This window comes from Acinetobacter sp. AR_0276 (assembly GCF_003000705.1).
GTDB classification, from domain to species: Bacteria; Pseudomonadota; Gammaproteobacteria; order Pseudomonadales; family Moraxellaceae; genus Acinetobacter; species Acinetobacter nosocomialis.
In genome coordinates this window covers 54,632-71,400 of sequence record NZ_PSQO01000004.1, presented here as the reverse complement: position 1 = coordinate 71,400, position 16,769 = coordinate 54,632, and the positions used below count along the sequence as shown (strand labels likewise).

General features: G+C 38.6%; 18 protein-coding genes. 13 read left to right on the top strand and 5 right to left on the bottom strand.

What is annotated here, in order from left to right; genetic code table 11:
• The first annotated feature begins 353 nt into the window (after positions 1-353).
• The 4 genes from CSB87_RS01190 to CSB87_RS01175 all read left to right on the top strand — a co-directional run bounded on the left by CSB87_RS01190 (position 354) and on the right by CSB87_RS01175 (position 2,659).
• Positions 354-821, top strand: coding sequence for a DUF6438 domain-containing protein (locus CSB87_RS01190; RefSeq protein WP_002048825.1), 468 nt, complete (start codon positions 354-356; stop codon positions 819-821).
• 135 nt (positions 822-956) lie between these two features.
• Entirely contained in the window at positions 957-1,370 is a 414-nt protein-coding gene (locus CSB87_RS01185) for a YeeE/YedE family protein (protein WP_002048868.1), read from the top strand.
• A gap of 4 nt (positions 1,371-1,374) precedes the next feature.
• Complete coding sequence (locus CSB87_RS01180) at positions 1,375-1,788, top strand: DUF6691 family protein (RefSeq protein ID WP_009499597.1); 414 nt, start codon at positions 1,375-1,377, stop codon at positions 1,786-1,788.
• Positions 1,789-1,792: 4 nt separating this feature from the next.
• The gene (locus tag CSB87_RS01175) at positions 1,793-2,659 is read left to right on the top strand and encodes an MBL fold metallo-hydrolase (protein ID WP_004708553.1); all 867 of its coding nucleotides are present in this window, start codon (positions 1,793-1,795) and stop codon (positions 2,657-2,659) included.
• A gap of 90 nt (positions 2,660-2,749) precedes the next feature.
• On the opposite strand, the gene pcaU is transcribed toward CSB87_RS01175, so the two are convergent.
• Positions 2,750-3,562: an IclR family transcriptional regulator PcaU gene (gene pcaU / locus CSB87_RS01170; protein ID WP_000030961.1), complete on the bottom strand. Its 813-nt coding sequence runs from the start codon at positions 3,560-3,562 to the stop codon at positions 2,750-2,752.
• Positions 3,563-3,604: 42 nt separating this feature from the next.
• Positions 3,605-4,525 (bottom strand): LysR family transcriptional regulator, encoded by a 921-nt coding sequence (locus CSB87_RS01165; RefSeq protein WP_004887007.1) that lies wholly within the window; start codon positions 4,523-4,525, stop codon positions 3,605-3,607.
• Between the two features lie 88 nt (positions 4,526-4,613).
• Between CSB87_RS01165 and CSB87_RS01160 the strand changes: the two genes are divergently transcribed.
• Genes CSB87_RS01160 through CSB87_RS01145 form a run of 4 tightly spaced genes read left to right on the top strand, consistent with a single transcriptional unit; the run spans position 4,614 to position 8,448 of the window.
• Positions 4,614-5,855, top strand: a complete 1,242-nt coding sequence (locus tag CSB87_RS01160) for an acyl-CoA dehydrogenase family protein (RefSeq protein ID WP_004887009.1) — start codon at positions 4,614-4,616, stop codon at positions 5,853-5,855.
• A gap of 17 nt (positions 5,856-5,872) precedes the next feature.
• Positions 5,873-6,994 (top strand): phosphotransferase family protein, encoded by a 1,122-nt coding sequence (locus CSB87_RS01155; protein ID WP_004887010.1) that lies wholly within the window; start codon positions 5,873-5,875, stop codon positions 6,992-6,994.
• A complete protein-coding gene (locus CSB87_RS01150) occupies positions 6,991-7,689 on the top strand; it encodes a histidine phosphatase family protein (protein ID WP_004887013.1) in 699 nt (232 codons plus the stop codon). Before CSB87_RS01155 ends, CSB87_RS01150 begins: the two co-directional genes overlap by 4 nt.
• 15 nt (positions 7,690-7,704) lie before the next feature.
• Entirely contained in the window at positions 7,705-8,448 is a 744-nt protein-coding gene (locus tag CSB87_RS01145; protein ID WP_004887016.1) for an SDR family oxidoreductase, read from the top strand.
• A gap of 35 nt (positions 8,449-8,483) precedes the next feature.
• Here the strand turns inward: CSB87_RS01145 and CSB87_RS01140 are convergent, their stop codons facing one another.
• The 3 genes from CSB87_RS01140 to CSB87_RS01130 form a co-directional block, all read right to left on the bottom strand.
• Positions 8,484-9,740: an OprD family outer membrane porin gene (locus tag CSB87_RS01140; RefSeq protein ID WP_004887018.1), complete on the bottom strand. Its 1,257-nt coding sequence runs from the start codon at positions 9,738-9,740 to the stop codon at positions 8,484-8,486.
• Between the two features lie 116 nt (positions 9,741-9,856).
• Positions 9,857-11,206 (bottom strand): spinster family MFS transporter, encoded by a 1,350-nt coding sequence (locus tag CSB87_RS01135; RefSeq protein WP_004887020.1) that lies wholly within the window; start codon positions 11,204-11,206, stop codon positions 9,857-9,859.
• 411 nt (positions 11,207-11,617) lie between these two features.
• Positions 11,618-12,085 carry a MarR family winged helix-turn-helix transcriptional regulator gene (locus CSB87_RS01130; protein WP_023188331.1) on the bottom strand — a complete coding sequence of 156 codons (468 nt, stop codon included), beginning with the start codon at positions 12,083-12,085 and terminating at the stop codon, positions 11,618-11,620.
• A 149-nt stretch (positions 12,086-12,234) separates the two neighbouring features.
• On the opposite strand from CSB87_RS01130, the gene CSB87_RS01125 reads away from it, so the two are divergent.
• Genes CSB87_RS01125 through CSB87_RS01105 form a run of 5 tightly spaced genes read left to right on the top strand, consistent with a single transcriptional unit; the run spans position 12,235 to position 16,762 of the window.
• A complete protein-coding gene (locus CSB87_RS01125; protein ID WP_006580877.1) occupies positions 12,235-13,344 on the top strand; it encodes an amidase in 1,110 nt (369 codons plus the stop codon).
• 36 nt (positions 13,345-13,380) lie between these two features.
• Positions 13,381-14,529 (top strand): acyl-CoA dehydrogenase family protein, encoded by a 1,149-nt coding sequence (locus CSB87_RS01120; protein ID WP_079377123.1) that lies wholly within the window; start codon positions 13,381-13,383, stop codon positions 14,527-14,529.
• Positions 14,530-14,557: 28 nt separating this feature from the next.
• The gene (locus CSB87_RS01115) at positions 14,558-14,917 is read left to right on the top strand and encodes a hypothetical protein (RefSeq protein WP_000387550.1); all 360 of its coding nucleotides are present in this window, start codon (positions 14,558-14,560) and stop codon (positions 14,915-14,917) included.
• 10 nt (positions 14,918-14,927) lie between these two features.
• Positions 14,928-15,455, top strand: coding sequence for a nuclear transport factor 2 family protein (locus CSB87_RS01110; protein WP_004887028.1), 528 nt, complete (start codon positions 14,928-14,930; stop codon positions 15,453-15,455).
• Positions 15,456-15,484: 29 nt separating this feature from the next.
• Complete coding sequence (locus CSB87_RS01105) at positions 15,485-16,762, top strand: aromatic ring-hydroxylating oxygenase subunit alpha (RefSeq protein WP_001084470.1); 1,278 nt, start codon at positions 15,485-15,487, stop codon at positions 16,760-16,762.
• The last annotated feature ends 7 nt before the right edge of the window (positions 16,763-16,769 follow it).

Sequence of the window (16,769 nt, the reverse complement as noted above, 5' to 3'; positions counted from 1 at the left end):
ATTAAAAATAAACATTATTAGCTTTTTAGGCTTGAAAAACATGTTTTTTTTGTTGGAAAAACAAGCGTAAATATATACTTATATTATATTTAAATAATGTATTGCATTACTATAGAATGGTTGGCGCAGGTTATTACTACCCAGTAATAATTTGTATTTCAGGAATTTAAGCTTTAATTGGCTTAAGGCTCATCGAAAGATGGGCCTTTTTTTATGTGCTTTGTATTACAATTTCTTTATAAAATTAAAAATAGCCTAAGTCTTATTAAATAAAGATATGAAAAATGAGTCTTTAATGACAATTTGGATCTGATTTGTTAGATTAAAGCCACTTGATAATAATAGGTGATGTAATGAGATTTTTAGTTCTTGCAACTTTATCCGGTTTGGCTTTAATGGGTTGTGCTTCTGTTCAACAAGCACCTAATACACAAGAAACCATTCGTTATGCTTCTAGTCCATGTTTCGGCGCATGTCCAATTTATTCAGTAGAAGTGGCGCCTACAGGCTTAATTCGTTTTGAAGGTAAACAATATACAAAAACACTTGGTGTTAAAGAAATCCAAGGTAGCGTAAAAGATTATCAAAAACTTGCTGATGAATTAAAAACTTATCGTCCTCAAACAGGAACTCAATCTAAAACTGCGGGTTGCCAGCAAACTGCAACTGACATGTCTAGCTATTACATTACTTGGATTCAACCAAATGGTACAGAAACAAAATTAAGCCATTACACAGGTTGTATCTCTCCAGCAAATAATAGATTAAATAAAGTTATGGAAAAATTACCTGAACAATTAGGCATTAAAGATCTAATTTAATGATAAAAGCCCCAAAATCTTGGGGCTTTTTCTTGTTAAGAAGAATTATAAACTTAAAAGTTTTATATTAAGTATTTCTAAAAGAATCAGCGTATAATACAGATTACAAAAACATATATTGTTAAGAGTAGCTATATGTCAAATATTGTCTATGCTTTTTTGGGTGGTTTATTACTCGGCATCGCAACAGTTGGATATTTATATATAAATGGTCGTATAGCCGGAATTAGTGGTTTGATGGCACAACTTATTAGACCAACTAAAGATACTTTTAAAAGTTCTGCATTCTGGTTTATTGCAGGACTCGTAATTACGCCTTTCATATACAGTTATTTTTATCAGCCCGACATTGAAATTAAAGCCAATTCATTTGCACTTATTCTGGCAGGGTTACTTGTTGGTTTTGGAACACGGCTAGGCTCTGGATGTACAAGTGGTCATGGTATTTGTGGTATGAGTCGGCTCTCAAAACGCTCAATAATAGCGACAGCAGTTTTTATGTTTGCTGGCATGTTAACCGTTTATATCATTCGCCATGTGTTGGGGTAATCTTATGAAAAATGTCTTTGCTTTTATATTTGGTGGTTTGTTTTCATTGGGGTTAATGATTTCTGGTATGTCTAACCCTGCAAAGGTTTTAGGGTTTCTAGATATTTTTGGGCAATGGGATATTAGCTTAATGTTTGTGATGCTAGGTGCGATTGCTGTGGCATTTATTCCGTTTCAAAGGGCTATTAAAAAACCAAAAACACTCTTTAATGAACAAATTCAATTACCAACGAATACACAGATTGACCAAAGGTTAATTGTAGGCGCTTTTATTTTCGGTATAGGCTGGGGAATAGCAGGTATATGTCCAGCGCCCGCTTTAACTCTTGTTGGATTAGGACATTTTGAAGCACTTTATTTTATTGTCGCGATGTTAGTAGGAATGTTTATTTTCCGAATTTTAAATAAAGGAAATTAAAGATATGCAACAACCTCTAGTAAAAGATTTTTTTGATGAAAATACCAATACTTTTAGCTATGTTGTTGCGGATTTAGCGACTCGTCAATGCGCCATTATTGATAGTGTGCTTGACTATGATCCCGCGTCGGCCACTACAAAAACGACTAATGCTGATTTAATTATTGATTATGTCTTGGCGCAAAACTTCAAGGTACAATGGATTTTAGAAACCCATGTACATGCCGACCATATGACTGCGGCTCAATATTTAAAATCTAAATTGGGTGGTACAGTTGCGATTAGTCAAAAAATCTCAGTTGTACAAGAAACATTTTCGGCTATTTATAATTTTGATTTTAAGAAATTTAATGAAAATCAGCCCTTTGACTATTTGTTTGAAGATTATGAACATTTCAAAATAGGGGAGATAGAAGCCTATAACATTCCTACACCAGGGCATACACCCGCTTGCTTAAGCTATGTGATCAGTGATGCCGTTTTTGTAGGTGATACTTTATTTATGCCTGATTATGGTTCGGCCAGATGCGACTTTCCTAAAGGAAGTGCTGCTGCACTTTATGATTCGGTACAAAAACTTTACACACTTCCCGACGATATGCGTATGTTTTTATGTCATGACTATAAGCCCGAAGGTCGTGATGAATATGTCTGTCAAACTGATATAAAAACTCAAAAACAAAGCAATATCCATTTAAATCGACGAGTTTCCAAAGACTCATTCATAAAAATGCGTCAGGAAAGAGATGCGACTTTGGCAATGCCAAAATTAATTCTGCCTTCAATTCAAATTAATATGAACGGTGGAAATTTTCCGGAACCTGAAGCAAATGGTATCCGCTATTTAAAAATCCCATTTAATTACTTTTAGAAATAGCCTAAGTATTCATTCAATCATTTTAGGTACTCAAATAGCCTAAGCAAAATAAAATTAATTTTATGAAAATAGCCTAAGTAAGATTTAAAGGACTTGTCTTAAATCCCGCGCAGTCTCTTGCAATAGCGGCAGAATATGTTGAATTAAATATTCTTCAGTTGTTCTCATGGTTGGAGAGACAATATTTAAAGCAGCCACCACTTTAAAGTCTTGTCCATAAATCGGTACGGCGAGCGCATGAACACCTAATTCGTGTTCTTCACGTGAATAACACCAATCTTGTTCTCGGATTTCTTTTAGTAACTCTAAAAATTTATCATTTTCGACATGCGTATATTTAGTTAAACGCTGAAGTGGATATTTTTGGAGCCAGTCCAATTGTTCTTCTTGGCTTAAATGTGCCAGTAAAATTTTACCCGCCGAGGTTGCATGAGCAGGTAAGCGGTTACCCAAGTGCAAACCATATGGATTTACACGGTCAGTTTGTTGGTGAGCAGCACTACGGGCAATAGTAATGGCTTCATAACCATCAAGTACCATCACTGAATAAATGAGAGAGGTTTGGTTGGTTAGAAGATTTAATAAAGGTTGAGATACTTTTGGAAGCTGAGCTGCACCTAAATAAGCTCCTGAAAATTTGAGTACTTTAGGGGTTAAATAGTAATAGTGGCCATCTGACTCAAGATACCCTAAATATTCTAAAGTTAATAAATGGCGTCTTGCTGCCGCTCGGGTAAGCCCGGTTTTTTCAGCTGCCATAGAAATATTTAAACGATGTTGATTACTACTAAAGCTATCTAAAATCGCCATGCCTTTACCAATGCCAGCAATGTAATCTTCATGACGAATCGTTTTTTTGTTGTCCTGATTCTGGATTATCCGTTCATCTTTACTCATTACTGGTCCTTGTACGATAGAAGCTTAATAGATCAATTTGCTTTACTGAAAAAGTTTAATGATTTCATGTCGCAAAAATTGATGCCTTAAATTATCCCTCAAATCTTCATGCCAAAACATACCCATTTTAATATTGGTCATCTCAAAAGGCAGAGAATGGAGTTGAATATCAGGGCTATAAGATAAATGCTGCAAAATCATTCGAGGCATAGTGAGTATTGCGTCGGCTTGAGCTCCTAGAACTTGTAACGCCGTTGAATAATTTTGACAGCGCATAAATACATTTCTAGAGATTTTTTGGTGTTGGTTTAAATAAATATCTTCAAGTAAAGCACCTGTACGGCGTGATGAAACACCAATGTGTCTACCACTAATGTAGCTAGATAAATCGACTTCTTTAAGTTGACTACAAATGATGAATTCATCTGTGACCAGAAGATCAAAGGTAATTTTTGGAGACAAGTATTGTTCTAGGTCAATTACGAAATCGAGCTGTTGTGTAGCCAAGTCCGCCATAATATGTTTTCGATCGAGCTTCATACTGACAAACTGCAAATCTAAATTAAGATTTTGAAAATGTTGAGCCAATCTTGGGAGAATAATTGGCTCAATTTCGTCATGCACGGCGATTTTTAAGCTTTTTAAACTTGTTGGGTCGAACACATGTTTCTGCTGGCTAATATTTTGAATGGTTAAAAGTGCTTGCTTAACAGTTGGATAAATCTGTTCTGCAAAAGGCGTTGCAGACATTTTATTACCTACACGTATAAATACATCATCTTCAAGTTGCTGGCGTAAACGCTGCAAAGCATGACTTGCTGCCGATTGTGTAATATTGAGACTACTTGCCGCATTTGAAATACTTTTTTGCTCATAAATCGCGATAAAAAGCGGATATAAATTGATATCAATTCGGTGAAAAAAACTTAAGTCTAGGCCATGTAGGTTATGAATATTATTCATGAGACATTATTTAATAAAATCATTTCATTCATATTAAGTTTCAAGTTATGTTGATGTAAAGACCAGATAATGATGTAAAGGAAAAAGAATGTTTGAACTCTCAAAAAAAGCTCAAGATTTTGCTGAGCGAACTAAAAAATTTATTCAAGAAGAAATAGAACCTGTCGAGGCAAAATTTTGGGAAGAAGTTCATGAGTTAAATCCAGATGGAAACTGGACAAAATGGCAATGGCCAGACCTTTTAGAAACTCTAAAATCTAAAGCCAAACAGGCAGGCCTTTGGAATATGTTTTTACCCGATGAAAAGCTAGGTGCTGGGTTAACTGTTCAAGAATATGCACATATTGCTGAATTGACTGGCCGCAGTTTATTGGCACCAACCGTTTTTAACTGTAATGCACCAGATACGGGAAATATGGAGGTGTTATGGCGCTATGGCAGTGAACAGCAAAAACAACAATGGTTACAGCCTTTATTGGACGGAAAAATTCGCTCTGTTTTTTGTATGACTGAACCAGATGTTGCATCAAGTGATGCAACCAATATGCAAGCGACTGCACTCATCGAAGGAAATGAAATTGTTTTAAATGGCAAAAAGTGGTGGTCGTCTGGTTTAGGTGATCCAAATGCCAAAGTCATTATTTTTATGGCGCATACCCCAGATGAAACCAAAGATCGCCATCATCAACACTCTATGGTTTTAGTACCGATTGATACAGCGGGTGTTGAAATTCAGCGTATGTTACCTGTGTTTGGTGATTACGATGCACCACATGGACATGGTGAAGTTCATTTTAAAAATGTTCGAGTACCTCTTGAAAACTTTATTGGTGGTGCAGGCCAAGGTTTTGAAATTGCACAAGGTCGCTTAGGGCCAGGGCGTATTCACCATTGCATGCGCTGTATCGGAGCTGCTGAAAAAGCACTAGAACTTATGATTGATAGAGGCATGTCTAGAACGGCGTTTGGCAAAGAAATTTTAAAACTTGGTGGGAACCTCGAACGTGTAGCTGATGCGCGAGTAGCCATAGATCAAGCTAGACTTTTAACCTTGTATGCTGCTTATAAAATGGATACTTTAGGAAATATGGCTGCTTTAACAGAAATATCTGCAATTAAAGTCGTGGCTCCAAGCGTATTAGAAAAAGTAGTCGACATGGCAATTCAGCTACATGGCGGTGCAGGCGTTTCACGAGATACACCTTTAACAGGTTTCTTTGCTCAAGCACGTAGTTTACGTTTAGCTGATGGTCCAGATGAAGTACATAAAGGCATGATTGCCAAATTAGAGTTGGCCAAACGTGGTTATGGTCGTCATAAGAAAGTATAAGTTTAAAGGAAGAGAATATGTCGGTAATTGATGTAGGCGGTGAAGTACGTGAAGGTGAAGAACTTGATATTGGGGCAGTTGAAAACTGGTTAAAGAACCAAGGTGTTGAGTTAGTTGGTCCAGCAGTCGTTACTCAATATACGGGCGGCGCGTCGAATTGGACTTATCGTTTAAAGTATGAAAATACGGATTTAATTTTACGACGTCCACCAAAAGGAACAAAAGCCAAGTCAGCCCACGATATGGCCCGTGAATATATGGTGCAGAAAAACCTTGCTCCTTATTATCCAGTACTTCCTAAAATGGTGGCACTTTGTCAGGATGAATCGGTCATTGGCTGTGATTTTTATGTCATGGAACGCATTGAAGGAATTATTCCTCGTGCAAAATTGCCGCCTGAGCTTGGCTTTAATGAAGAAGATGTTCATGAGCTTTGTGTAAATGTTATTGATAAGCTGATTGAGCTGCATCAAGTTCCTTATGAGAACACACCTTTAGCTGAACTTGGCAAAGGTACAGGATATTGCCGTAGACAAGTTGAAGGTTGGGATAAACGTTATGAAAAAGTCCGCACAATTAACGTTCCTTCATTTAAATATGTCCGAAAATGGCTAAACGATAATATTCCTCAAGACTCTACGACTTGTATTATTCACAATGATTGGCGTTTTGATAACGTAATTTTAAATCCAGAGCACCCAACAGAAGTGATTGGCGTGCTGGATTGGGAAATGGCGACCTTGGGTGATCCATTAATGGATTTAGGTAGTGCTTTAGCTTATTGGGTTGAGCCTACGGATAATATGATCTTCAGGTCAACACGCCGTCAGCCTACTCACCTAAAGGGAATGTTCTCTCGCAAAGAAGTCGTTGACTATTATTTGCAAAAAACTGGTCTGGAACCTCAAAACTGGACTTTTTATGAAGTCTTCGGTGTATTCCGTTTAGCAGTGATCGCTCAGCAAATCTATTACCGTTATTACCATAAACAGACCCGAAACCCTGCATTTAAAGATTTCTGGATAGTGATCCATGCACTACATATGAGAGCTTTAAAACTTATCGCGCAGCAAAAATTGCAAGAATCGGAATTTGCTCAGCAATCTCTACAAAAAATACAGGGTATTTTAAGAAGATGACCACAATTTATCTGGTAAGACATGGACAGGCATCATTTGGTAAAAGTAACTATGATGAGTTGTCTGAAAATGGTGAAGCTCAAGCGACTTTATTAGGTCAATATTTTAAGAAAATATTGAAAGAACAACCTTATATAGTTGCAGGAACTATGCAGCGCCATGAACAAACTGCACAGCTCGCACTAAAAGAATGTTTTCCAGATGCGGTAATTCATCATAATAATTTATGGAATGAGTTTAACCATCAACAGGTTTTTGCCCGTTATGAGCCACGTTTTGAACAGCCTGAACTGTTAAAAGCCGATATCGCAAAAGAGCATAACCCTCGCGCGTATCTTGCAAAAATATTTGAAGGTGCGATTGAACGATGGACCGACGGTGATTTTCATCATGAATATGATGAGTCTTGGCCGCATTTTAAAAGCAGAGTTGAAACAGCGCTACAGCAACTTTGTGATGAGTTGGCAAAAACCAAACCTCGTTATGCAGTCGTTTTTACCTCTGGTGGGGTGGTTTCCGTAGCAATTGGCAAGCTGCTTGAACTGAGCGCCAATCGAACTTTTGCTTTGAATTGGGCAATTACCAATACAAGCCTCACCACTTTACGTTTAGTTGGCAACGAAGCTCAGGTTTTAAGTTTAAATGAACATCATTTTATAAAAGCTGAGCGTCCAGATTTACTGACATGGATTTAAAAATAAGGATAAAGCATGGCAAAGACAATTTTAATTACAGGTGCAAGTTCTGGTTTAGGTGCAGGTATGGCGCATGAATTTGCAGCCAAAGGTTATAACTTGGCGATTTGTGCACGCCGTTTAGACCGACTAGAGTCCTTAAAAACCGAACTTGAAAATGAGTACGGTATTAAGGTAATTGCGAAAAGTCTGGACGTTACCAATTACGATCAGGTTTTTGAAGTATTTCGTGCCTTTAAACAAGAATTTGGCTATTTAGACCGAATTATTGTAAATGCCGGAGTCGGAAATGGCCGCCGTATTGGTAAAGGTAATTTTGAAATTAACAGAGCCACTGCTGAAACAAACTTCATTTCTGCTTTAGCGCAGTGTGAGGCAGCGATTGAAATTTTTAGAGCGCAAAATGCAGGTCATTTGGTGGTGATATCATCCATGAGTGCGATGCGCGGATTACCAAAACATTTATCGACCTATGCGGCAAGTAAAGCTGCAGTTGCTCACTTGGCCGAGGGTATTCGCGCTGAGTTACTGGATACTCCAATTAAAGTCTCAACCATTTTTCCGGGTTACATTCGTACTGAATTGAACGAAGGTGCAAAACATTTACCTTTTGAAGTCGATGCCAAAACAGGGTGTAAAGCTTTAGTCAAAGCGATTGAAAAACAGCCTGTAAAAGCATATGTACCACAATGGCCATGGCTACCAATGAGTATTGTCATGAAAGTTTTACCGTTAAAGTTGGTTAATAAATTAGGATAAAAAATACCCCCAAAATTTAAGGGGGTAATTTTTATTTAGAATTTTTTAGTGTAATTGACAAATAAACGGTCTTCACCAAAGTCATTACCATGTTTAACGTTGTAGTCAATACGAATATATTGCAGGGCAAAGCCTTTTAAGAAAGGCTGCTGAAAGGCATAGTTCAGAATGATGTTTGATTCGGTTTCATGGTTTTTCTCACCATTGGCTGCTTTAAAGTCATGACCGTAAACATATTTCACCATTACGTTTAAGCCCGGTACATAATCTTTAAAGTCATAGCCATACATGACATGGTAAGATTTTTCATCTTCTTTGAAAAAGCCCGTAGCATTCCAGTTAATGAAATACGTCTCTGGTAAGAAACCATCCGGTAGCGGGTAAGCCGACTCTCCAATAATTTGTTGGTACCCCAAACCAAAGGTATGGTTTTTTACTTTGACGGTTTCAAGTAAACCAATGTTCTGGGCATCAATATTAAAAGTATTACCGTCATCTTTCGCATTGAAGTATTTAAACTTAGAAGTGAGGGCAAAGTTAGGCTGTTTCCATGTATGTTCAAGCCCTACATAGTGTTTGTTATAGAGGTCTTCCAAATTACCAAAATAATATTCACCTTTTAAAGACGGCGTGAATTGATAGCGCAAGTCAATATAATTTAAGCCATCAGATTCTTTAGTAATTCCATTGGATGTGAAAGAAAACTTTTTAAAGTCTTCTTCATTTCGTGGCGAGACTTTTTCAACTCGACCAATTTCTGCATAGAGTTGATCTGAAAGCTGTGACTTAAGGTTAGTGCCCCAATAGGAAGTGAGTAACTGACGGCTAGCATCGACTGCTGTTACAGGTAAATCTAGCCAGAGTTCGCCGACACTCAAAAGTGTTTTGTCATAACCTAGTTTTAAGGTCGCGCCGTATTTTAGATAGTCAGATGCTTGAGATTGCGTTTCTTTATTAAAAGGTAGAACCGTATCTGCGACATGTTTGTCAGAACTTAAACGCACGGCGTATTGAACGGAAGCATCGGCCCCAATCGTAATCGGTTTATCTGCTATGACTAGCGGAGTGTCATGCATTTTCGATTTATAAAATAAAGATGCTGCCTGAGACCAGCTACCGGTATCTTTAAGGGCGTCATTATCAAAATCGCGGTTGATATAGGCATTTTTTAAAGTGAATTTCCATTCATCTTCAGGTTGCTGATTTGGATTTGCAGCCCATGAGCTGCTACACATAAGTATTAAAGTGGCAAGAGCTAAAGTATGTGGTTGAAAGCGGTGAAATAATTCCATAATCCATTTCCAAGATATATGCCAGTCCTCGGCATTACGTATTGTGAAATATTGGTGTGGTGTTCCCTAAATTGTTTAAAGGGAACTCCTGTTTTTATAAATGGCTGTTGCTTCAATTAATGTAATTTTTCAAGCTTCATGCTTTCACTAAAGGATTTACAGCCTTTAAAAAGTAGAGCCAAAGCCAGTACACAGGACAAACCACCCACAATAGATAAAGAAGAACCCACCATTAATGGATTGCCAAAAACCTTATCTGTAATAATTGCCACTAATGTTGTACCAACACCTAGTCCAATTAAGTTACTCACCAAAAGGAATAGGGCAGAAAGGCGTGCTCTAAATTGGTTGGGTGCTAACATTTGCAATGCTGTTGCCGAGATCACAAGGGGGAAGGAGGCAAAGAACATTGCAGGAATGAGCAAAGTTACTGAAAGCCAGAGTTGATCTGTTTGGGTGAAAAATGCAATTGGAATAATCAGGCCAACAATACCAATCACCCCCGTGAACATCGGTGCATCTTGGCGTCCTTTTTTAATAAACCAGTCGTTTAGCCATCCTGCACAAAACACGCCTAAAGTATTTGCAACTAGCAATATACTGCCGAGCATATAGCCTGTTTCAGTCGGTGCGAGTTGAAACTTACGAATATAAAATGCTGGTGTCCAACTAGTCAGACTGTAGAGTGCCATTGCATAAAAGGTAAAACCTAAATAGTGACAAGCAAAAGTTTTTGCATGTTTTTTAATAAACTGAAGGCACTGTGTGAATTTAACTTGGTCAACTTGTCCACTTTGGTTGAGTTGCTGGCCTTTACGTGCAGGGTCTTTAACTGTCAAAATAAATAACAAACCAATAATAATGCCGGGTAACCCCACCACTAAAAAGGCAATTTGCCATGCTTTAAGTGCACCTAATAAAGGAACTTCAATGAGTGTCACGCCTTTAAGTAGGTTAATCACATAACCGCCAACTAAAAAGGCGATACCTCCACCTAAGAAAGCACCAATTGAATAGATCCCGACCGCGCGGCCTAGTTTGTCTTTACTAAACATGTCACTAAACATTGAATAGGCCGCTGGAGATAAAGCTGCTTCACCAACGCCTACAGCCATACGGCTTAAGAACAGTTGAATAAAGTTTTTACTTAAACCGCAAGTTGCTGTTGCCAAGCTCCAGACAATAATTCCGATTGAAATCAGTTTTGGTCGGGAAAAACGGTCGGCAATATAGGCTAATGGTAAGCCCATCACAGCGTAGAATAGTGAAAAGGCAAGGCCATGTAACAAGCTAAATTGAGTATCTGAAAGTTGAAGGTCTGCTTTGATGGGTTCAATCATCAACGCCAGAATTTGACGGTCAATAAATGAAAATATATAGGCCAACATACAAAGTATGACCACATACCATGCATATGCATTGGTTTTCTTTTGTGTCCTTTCAACGGCGATATTACTTTGGTTCATACACTTAATCCTTATGTATAAAACGCTTTAAAGAAATTGATCTCTAGCTTTTATTCATCCTCAAAATTTTTGATACGTCCCCATTTGAAATGAATAATAAAACGGCTAGAAATGATTGAATTTGGTTTGGTAAAGGACCTTGAAGAAGAGATCCTAGTACAAACGGAAATAGTAAGATTGGGTAAATTGTTGAATAATTATTTTCTTTTTATATGTAAAATTCCATTACTTATTGAGTATGTTTAGATACCTAAAAAGTATGTTAAGTGAGCTATTGGAAGAATTTAATTAAATAAAAATATGATTTTACTTGTTTTTATTTTTAGTATTGGACTTTTTATAGTAAGCAGCTAAAGAATGACTAGCTTTAACTGCTCTAGACCCAAGTTAATTTAGTGTCAATGGAAATAATTAACTGGATGGCATGAGATCAAATAATTTTTTTAACTGAGAATTTAAATTGTGTAGCTCGTCTTCTGAAAAAGCGTTAAGGATCCCAGCTAAGGTAACCACACTAATTTGATTAATCTGTTCAACCAGCTCAACTCCTTTGGTTGTTAATTTCACCATCGAGATGCGTTCATCAGTGGTAGAGGAGTAGACTTCCACAATTCCATCTTCTACCAATCGATATACAGCCTTTGTCGCTGTCGTGAGTTTTAAAGTAGAAAGATTGGCAATGTCAGTGATACTGGCTTCCCCAAGCGCATTGGTACTTAAAATAATTTTACGGCGAGTATTATCAATGCCGAGTTTCTTTATAGATTTTTCAATAAGTTGTGAATATTTACCATTAACTTGGGAAACCCAGAAAAAGGGGAAGTTTTGAATACTCGACGGTTCTTTATTGGGAAGAAATTGTTCTAAATGATCAAGCATAGCTAAGCAATAACTTAGTAAAAAAAGGGTAATCCTATTATAAACAAAATTTTGCATATTTCCCTGAACACACATTAGAAAAATTACTTGACAATTCCATTAAATTTTCTGATATTTTAATTAATGGATAAAAATACATGGAAAAGTGAATGAATATTATTAGCCAAAGTGTGCAAAAAGGAAGCGGCAAACTTAAGGTAATGGTGAAAGACACTATAGATATCCAAGGTCTAAAAACCATTGCTGGTAGTAAAGCTTTATTAGAAGTTGAACCTGCGCACGATGATGCAGAGGTGGTTAAAAACATCTTAAAAGCTGATTGCGAAATTATTGGTAAGACAAATTTGCACGAATTGGCTTTTGGAATTACAGGCATTAACCACACTTTTGGTACACCTATCAATCCTAAATATCCTGAACTTATTCCGGGCGGATCTTCGAGTGGTTCAGCCGCAGCAGTTGCAGCAAAACAAGCTGACTTTACCTTAGGGACAGACACAGGTGGCTCTATTCGTATGCCCGCTGCATGCTGCGGAGTTTTTGGTTTAAAACCGACTTTCGGTCGGGTAAGTCGCAAAGGCGTATACCCGCCGTCAAGTTCTTTAGATTGCGTTGGTCCTTTTGCAAATTCAGTCGAGATGATTGAAAAAGCCATGCAAATTATTGATCCAACTTTTAAGCCAGCTGAATATACGCATACACCAAAACTTGCGCTGCTCGATGTCAAAGCAGATGAGATTGTTTGGAACTGTATATATCAAGCACTTCAAAAAGCAAATTTAGAGACCGTTTTAGAAAAAGTTGAACATTTTGAAGCAGCTTATGATGCAGGCATGCAGATTATTAACTATGAAAACTGGCAAGCTTTTGGTGAGTTAACCCAAACGGGCTTAATTGGTTCTGATGTAAATAATCGGTTATTAAAAGCGGCACACACCACTTTAGAGCAAGTAAAGCAAGCAGAAGTTGTGAAAGCACAGCTCACCCAAGAACTCGATGCACTATTAGACAAATATGATGCATTGATCCTACCGACACTACCGCAAATTCCACCAAAAGTTTCTGAAGCTGAAAACACGGTCGCTTTTTTGAACCTAACCGGTTTAGTTCGACCATTTAATTTATCAGGACATCCAGCTATTTCAGTGCCACTTGAAACCAGTGAAGGTTTGCCTGTGGGCTTACAGATCGTATCAAAGCATCAAAAAGATGAGCAATTATGCGCAATAACCAAATTTTGTGTTGATGCAATGCAATAAATTACAAGGAGTTAGATGATGAATAAGTTGTCTAAAATGGAGTTTGCTTCTCAAGACCAAGCCGTAGACTTAGATACTTTGTGTCAAGAAATTCGTGAGCGTGCCTGTGCAGGTGAGTTTGATAATCAGGCCTATGTGAGCCAAGACATTATCGAAAAACTTAAAAAAATTGGTGTTTACCGTGCCTTGGTACCTAAACGTTTCGGTGGTGAAGAATGGTCACCACGGCAGTTTTGTGAGTTGATCGAAACTTTATCTAAAGCTGATGGTTCAGTGGGTTGGGTAGCAAGTTTCGGTATGAGTCCTGCGTATTTAGGAAGTTTGCCGGAAGAAACGCTGAAAGAGTTGTACCAAAATGGGCCAGATGTCGTATTTGCCGGAGGTATTTTTCCACCACAACCTGCTGAAATTACCGATGAAGGTGTAGTGGTGCGTGGACGTTGGAAATTTTCCAGCGGCTGTATGGGCGCTGACATTGTTGGTGTGGGGATTTCACCTCTTAAAAACAATGAAATGCAAGGTTTACCACGTATGGCCGTGATGCCTGCCAACAAAGCCAAAATCGAAATGACATGGGACACTGTTGGCCTAAAAGGTACCGGAAGCCATGATTTAGTGGTTGAAGATGTATTGGTCGAAAAGAAATGGACCTTTGTACGTGGTGAACCTTCAAAACTCAGCGAGCCATTTTTTAAATATCCATCATTGTCTTTAGCCACTCAAGTCTTAACCGTGGTGGGTATCGGGGTTGCAGCTGCTGCATTAGAAGAATTTGAAAAATTAGCACCGGGTAAAGCATCTATTACGGGTGGTTCAGAAATTGCCAACCGCCCAGTGACTCAATATGAGTTTGCTCAAGCTGATGCAGAGTTTCAGGCTGCAAAGTCTTGGTTTTATCAAACCATGGATATTGTGTGGAATGAAATTATTGCTGGTCGTGAAGCAAATGCTGAACAGATTAGTGATATGCGTCTGGCATGTACTCATGCAGCTCGCGTTTGCGCCAAAGTGACCCGAAAAATGCAAATGCTCGCGGGTATGACAGCGATTTATACCAACAATCCATTTAGCCGTTTTGTAAATGACACCAACGTGGTGACCCAGCATGCCTTTATGGGGGATGCAACTTTACAAAATGCAGGTTTGGTCAGTTTCGGGTTAAAGCCAACCCCAGGTTATCTATAAGTTTAAATTTTTAAAAAGGAATATTGAGATGGAAGCTAAAAAACCATTACGCGTGTTGTTTTGCATGGGTATTAACCAGAACTTTTTTGATGCAGAACCTGCTGAAGCAAAAGCGGTTTGGGCAGCATTTGGTGAAATGTGGAATGGTATTCATGACCTACCGGGCGTGCATGTTTTTGGGAATCTTGATGATGACCAAAGCATGGTGGGTGCAAGTACGGGTTGGCCTTGGACAACCTACTTGCTTGCTGATGTTCCGGATATTGAAACTGTACACGCGGCTTGCAACTTGTTTAGAACGACAGTGGTGGGTGAAGGGCCATACAAACTTTGGAAATATTGCAAAGTTGAAGCTCGTGTTGGGCGTGAATTGATTATTCAACGTTAAGGCGACCGCAATGACTGACAAAGTGAATATTGCAGAAATCATAGAACGGCTAGAACAGTTGGAAGCACACAATGCTATCCGTAACTGCATAAACCGTTATATGGAAATCTGCGACGAGCTCAATGCAAATACAGATCTTTATGAGTTGATGAATCTTTTTGATCAAGACTGTATTTGGGAAGGTATTGGTGACAAATATTCCAAATCCTTTGGTCGTTATGATTCTTGGCAGTCGATTTATGACATGTTCAAAAGCTATACCCAAAAAGAATCTCACTTTGTCATGAATGCACACTTTGTAAATTCAGAACAAATTTATGTAAATCAAAATGATGCAAATGCTTCATGGCTGATGTTGCAAACTTCAACTTTTCAAGATGGCCGTAGTCATCTGAATGCGGCAAAGCTCAAGGTGAAGTTTCATAAGCAAGCAGATGGAACATGGAAAATTAAACATTTCCAAACCCAGAATATTTTCAGTCGTCCGGTATCGCATTGGCACAGTGAAGCCGAGTTGCCGGTACCTTCCCAGGAATGACCCAGGACATATTTAAAAGGACTATTGATATGAACAGTATTATCCCAACGCATAACATTGGCATTGATTACGATGCTTTAGTTAAAAGTGACCGTGCCCATACTTCTCTTTATAAAGATGAACGCATTTTTGATGAAGAGATGGAAAAAATCTTTTATAGCACTTGGGTGTGGGTTGCGCATGCCAGCGAAATTCCGGAAGGCGGAAGCTATAAAACCATTAACATTGGTAAACAGCCTGTGGTTGTGGTACGTGACCGTAAAAAGAAAGTCCATGTACTTTTAAACCGTTGCCGTCACCGCGCAGCAACCGTATGCGAACATAAAAAAGGAAAAACCAACAGTTTTGTATGCCCATATCACGGTTGGAGTTATGCACTTGATGGCAGTTTACGTGGTGTGCCATCTCCGGAAAGTTACGGCGATTGTTTAGATAAGTCAGAATTACCGCTGGTGAGTCTACGGGTAGAAGAATATAACGGTATGATCTTCGCTTCATTTAAAGAAGACATTCAACCGCTTGAAGAGTTCCTTGGACCAGCAAAAAAATGGATTGACCTGTTTATGAAACAAGGCGCGGGTTATCCAATTAAAGTGTTGGGTGAACACCGCTTCCGTTTTCCGGGTAACTGGAAAATCCAGCTTGAAAATACCACCGATGCATATCATTTCCCGTTGGTGCACAAGTCATTCTTAAGTTCTGTAGATGAAAAAACCGAAGAACTCTTTAACTTCGAAAACCAGCCGGGCTTTGTTGAAGACTTAGGCAACGGTCACAGTGTCATGGTGATGATTCCTGAACTGGTCGATTTAGAAGAAGACTTAATGGAGCGACCAATTCAAGAGCGTTTCGAAGACTTGGCTCAAGCTTTGCGTGATGAAGGCCATGAAGAGTTAGAAGTACGCCGTATTGTTCGAGCAGTGGGTGGTTCTGGCTTTAACTTAAATTTATTCCCAAATATTGCATGTTCAATGGCGTTCTTCCGTGTGTTACAGCCAATTTCAGTCGCTGAAACAGAGATTCATCACTCGGTGATTACGATGGATGGCGGTCCACAAATTGCCAATCAATATCGCTTACGTTTGCATGAACATTTCCAAGGCCCATTTGGTTTTGGTACGCCAGATGACTCTGAAGCTTGGGAACGCGTACAACACGGTGCCAATGCGGGTAATGATTTATGGATCATGCTCAACCGCGGTTTACCGGGCGAAGTCAAAACCGAAGATGGCTTAAAAAGTGATGTCAGTGCTGAAACAGGTATGCGTGCAGCATATCAGCAATGGAAAAAGATGATGACAGCTTAAGGAGAGA